General features: G+C 70.2%; 1 protein-coding gene. It reads right to left on the bottom strand.

The annotated features are described in order from the left end of the window. Positions 1-4,606 (bottom strand): amino acid adenylation domain-containing protein (locus ACIQCZ_RS42415; RefSeq protein WP_402291551.1); only part of this gene is annotated, 4,606 nt, incomplete at both ends.

The raw sequence follows: 4,606 nt of genomic DNA, 5'->3' as shown, positions 1-4,606 counted from the left end.
CGCCGAGCAGGACGATGTCCCCGAACGCGGTGTCCGGGTCGCAGACCATCGACTCCAGCACCCGCACGTAGTAGTCCCGCATCAACGCCACCTGGACGGGCGACAGTTCGCCGCTGTCGTACTCCATCTCCAGGCTCAGCCCCTGGTGCCCGGGCTCCTGGCTGACGGCCACCAGCAGCGGGAAGTGGGTCCGCCCACCTCCGGTCGCACGGGCGCGATCGTCGTCCGTGTCCGCCCCACCGGCGAGTGCGTCGATCTGACGGAAGTGGTTGTAGACGAAGCCGGTCTCGAAGAGCGGTTCCCCGCCCAGTTCGCGTTGGATCGCGGACATCGGATATCTGCGATGGGGCAGCATGTCCTGCTCGGCCTCGAACACCGCGCGTGCGAGGTCCCGCCAACTGCCCTCCGGCAGCTCCAGCCGGAACGGCAGAGTGTTGAGGAAGAGCCCCCGCACCTCGGTTCCGTCGGTCTCCTCCAGCCGGCCGTTGGACGACAGCCCCGTGACGACGTCCCGGCTGCCGGTGGCGAGGCTCATGACCCGCAGATGCGCTGCCAACAGCACGGACTTCAGCGGCACCCCACAATGCCGGGCGAACCGGTCGAGACCATCGCCCAGACCGACCGGCAGAGATGTGATCAACTCTCCGTGCCGACGCTCCGCGTCGTTGCGGTGCACCTCGCCCGTGCCGCACAGCCCCGCGAGCCCGTCGGGAAGCGCAGTGGAGTGGCGGGGGAGGCGGGTGTCGGGGCGGTCGGTGAGGAGGCCGCGCCAGTAGGTGGTGTGTGCGGGGTTGGTGAGTGCTGCCTGTTCGGCTGCGATGTAGTCGCGGTAGGTGGAGCGGAGGGGTGGGAGCGTGGGGGTGTTGCCGTCGAGGAGGGTGTGGTAGGTGTCGGTGATTTCGGCGAGGGTGGAGGCGAGGCTCCAGCCGTCGAGAATGGCGTGGTGGTCGGTGACGGTCCACTGGAAGGCGTCGTCGGACAGCACATGAACGGTCATCCGGAACAAGGGAGCCACCGCGACGGAGAAGCCCTCGTCCTGTTCGCGACGGACGCACTCCGCCACCGCCGCGCGCTGCGCACTATCGTCCTGACCTCGCAGATCGACGACGGTCAGCGGCGATTCGGCCCGCTCGTGCACGAGCTGCACCGGCTCGCTGTAGCCGCTCAGGTCGAACGAGGTACGCAGGACATCGTGGCGGCTCACCGTCAGCTCTACGGCCCGCCGGAACGCGTCCTCCTCGAACCGCTCGCCGAGCCGCACCGTACTGACGTTGTGGTACGGGTTGCGGTCCGGGTCGATCTCCATCTCGTAGACCATGCCGACCTGGAGGGCCGCCATCGGGTAGGCGTCCACCAGCCCCTCGGGCAGCGCCTGCCGGTCCTGCGCCGACAGCAGGGCGAACGGCTCCGCCGTCGGTGCGGGGAGCAGGTCCGCCGCCACCGAAGTCACCTCGGTGCCCAGCGCGGCGAGCGTCGGGGACCGGAACAGCACGGGCAGCGTGAGCAGCAGACCCTCCTCCCGGGTCCGTCCGATCACCTGAATGCTGCGGATCGAGTCGCCGCCCAGGTCGAAGAAGTTGTCGTGCCGGCCGATCCTGTCCACCCCGAGGACCTGACGCCAGATCACCGCCAGCCGTTCCTCCACGCCGGGCAGCGGCGCCACGTACTGGGACGACAGCTCCGGGCGGTCCCCGGACGGCGCGGGGAGCCTGCCGCGGTCCACCTTGCCCTGGGCCGTCAACGGGAACGCGTCGAGGAACACGAAGGCCTGCGGCAGCATGTACTCCGGCAGCTTCTCCCGCAGCGCCGACCGCAGTTCGGTCACATCGGGCGCCGGGGCGTCGCACACCAGGTACGCCACCAGATCGGTCCGTCCCGACGCGTCCTGCGGCGCTGTCACGACGCACTGGCGAACGCGCGGATGAGCGCCGATTGCCGCGCTCACCTCGCCGGGCTCCACCCGGTAGCCGCGAATCTTGACCATGTGGTCGACCCGGCCGAGGAACTCCACCTGACCCTCGGCCGACCAGCGCCCCCGGTCACCCGTGCGGTACAGCCGAGCCCCCGGCAGGGAGGGATGCGGCAGGAAGTGCTCGGCGGTCAGCGCGGGTGCGCCGAGATAGCCGCGGGCGAGGCACGGCCCGGCCACGTACAGCTCACCGGGACTGCCCACGGGCACGGGATGGCCGGCCTCGTCCAGCACCCGGACCTCGGTGTTGGCCAGCGGTGTGCCGAGCGGCAGCGGGCCGGCCGGGAGCGAGTCCGCGGTGAAGATGCCGCAGACGGAGAACGTGGTGGTCTCCGTCGGCCCCCAGCAGTTGACCAGCTCGAGCTCAGGGCAACGGGCGAGGATCCGGCCGGCGTGCGGTGCGGAAACCGTCTCACTGCCGGTGAGCAGTCGGCGCAGTCCGTCGAACGTCTGCGGCTGCTCGTCCACGAGCAGGGTGAACAGCGAGGCAGCGGCGTGGAGGACCGTCACGCCGTGATCCGTCACCCAGCCCGCCACATCGGCCGGGGCGTACCGCCCCGGCGGAGCGAGCACGAGCCGGGCCCCCGCCGCCAGCGGCGCCCATATCTCGAAGGTGGAGACATCGAAGGCGACCGTCGCGATCTGGAGAACGGTGTCGTCCTCCCGAAGCTCCATCGCGGGACCACCGTGCAGAAGCTCGGTCACGTTGCGGTGCCGGGTCACCACACCCTTCGGCCGTCCTGTGGAACCAGAGGTGAAGATGGCGTAGCAGGCGTTGTCCGGTCCGGCGCCGGCCTCCGGGGCCCGGCCGCGCCGCGTCTCCTCGGGCAGAACGGCGGTGTCCACGTCGACGGTCTCCCACGGGCCCCGCGGAATCAGGTCCCTCGTGCTCGCCCCGGCCAGGACCACCCGCACGTCCGCTTCTCGGAGCATGTGCGCGAGCCGGTCCGCGGGAAAGGAGACATCCAACGGTACGTAGGCCCCGCCGGCCTTGAGCACGGCCAGCAGCCCGACGACGAGTTCGGGCGAACGGTCCAGGCCGACCCCGACGAACACCTCGGGGCCGACGCCCAGCCGGCGCAGATGACGGGCCAGCCGGTCGGCACGCGCATCGAGTTCGCCGTACGTCAGGGACCGCTCCCCGGCGACCACAGCGACGCGGTGGGGCTGCGCCGCCGCCCGCGCCTCGATCAGTTCGTGGACGGGCGTCGACGGGACAGCGGCGGTGTTGTCGTTCCAGCGTTCCAGCAGGGCCCGCTCGGCCTCGCCGAGCAGGACGGCCGCTCGGTGGACGCCGTCCGGATTCTCGGCGATCGCCCGAAGAGCCCGCAGGTGGTAGTCGCGGATCAGACGCATCTGTTCCGCGGGGAACTCCCTGGCGTCGTACTCCAGCTCCATCCGCATGCCGGCCAGGCCCGGTTCGCGGCTCATGGCCACATGCAGCGGGAAGCTGGTCCGGGCGACACCGGCGGCCGTCTCGTCGTGCGGACCGGAGACCGAGGCCCGGCCCCCCTCGGCCAGTTCGTCCACGTGGCGGAAGTGGTTGTAGACGAAGCCGGTCTCGAACAGGGGGTCGCCGCCCAGCGCACGTTGCAGTGCCGGCATGGGGTATCTGCGGTGCGGCAGCATCTCGCGCTCGGCGTCGAAAACGGCCCGCGCCAGATCAGCCCAAGTGCCGTCCGGCAGCCGCAGCCTGAAAGGCAGCGAATTGAGGAACAGGCCCCGCACCTCGGTGCCGTCGGTCTCCTCCAGTCGCCCGTTGGACGACAACCCGGTGACGACATCCGCGCTGCCCGTGACCAGGCTCAGTACCCGCATGTGGGCGGCCAGGACGACGGCCTTGAACGGCACGCCGATCCGGGCTGCGCTGTCCTCCAGCGCCGACAGGAGCTCCGGCGGCACCACGGTGACCAGTGCTCCGTACCCACCGGTGCCGTCGTGCTCATGCACCTCGTCGTCGAGCCGCTCACCGATGAGCAGGGGGGCGCCGTTGCCGCTGTGGCGGGGGAGGCGGGTGTCGGGGCGGTCGGTGAGGAGGCCGTGCCAGTAGGTGGTGTGTGCGGGGTTGGTGAGTGCTGCCTGTTCGGCTGCGATGTAGTCGCGGTAGGTGGAGCGGAGGGGTGGGAGCGTGGGGGTGTTGCCGTCGAGGAGGGTGTGGTAGGTGTCGGTGATTTCGGCGAGGGTGGAGGCGAGGCTCCAGCCGTCGAGAATGGCGTGGTGGTCGGTGACGGTCCACTGGAAGGCGTCGTCGGACAGCACATGGACCGTCATCCGGAACAACGGCGCCACCGCCGGATCGAACCCCGTCGTCCGCTCCCCACGGACGTGATCGGCCAGCTCACGCCGTTGCCTGGCCTTGCTCAGTCCGCGCAGATCCACCAGGCCGACAGGCATCTCGACTTCCGCGTGCACCAATTGCATCGGCACGGAAAGACCACTGAGGTCGAAAGAGGTACGCAGCACAGGATGCCGCTCCACCACCATGGACACTGCCGCGCGGAAGGCTTCCTGCTCGAACCGGCCCGGAAGATGCAGCGACGTCACGTTCAGGTAGGGGTTGCGGTCGGGGTCGCGTTGCATTTCGTAGACCATGCCGATCTGGAGTTCGGCCATGGGGTAGGCGTCGTCGAGGTGGTG

The organism is Streptomyces sp. NPDC093149, assembly GCF_044754145.1.
Lineage (GTDB): Bacteria > Actinomycetota > Actinomycetes > Streptomycetales > Streptomycetaceae > Streptomyces.
The sequence above is the reverse complement of the archived record's forward strand: the minus strand, read 5'-3'. Positions and strand labels throughout refer to the sequence as shown.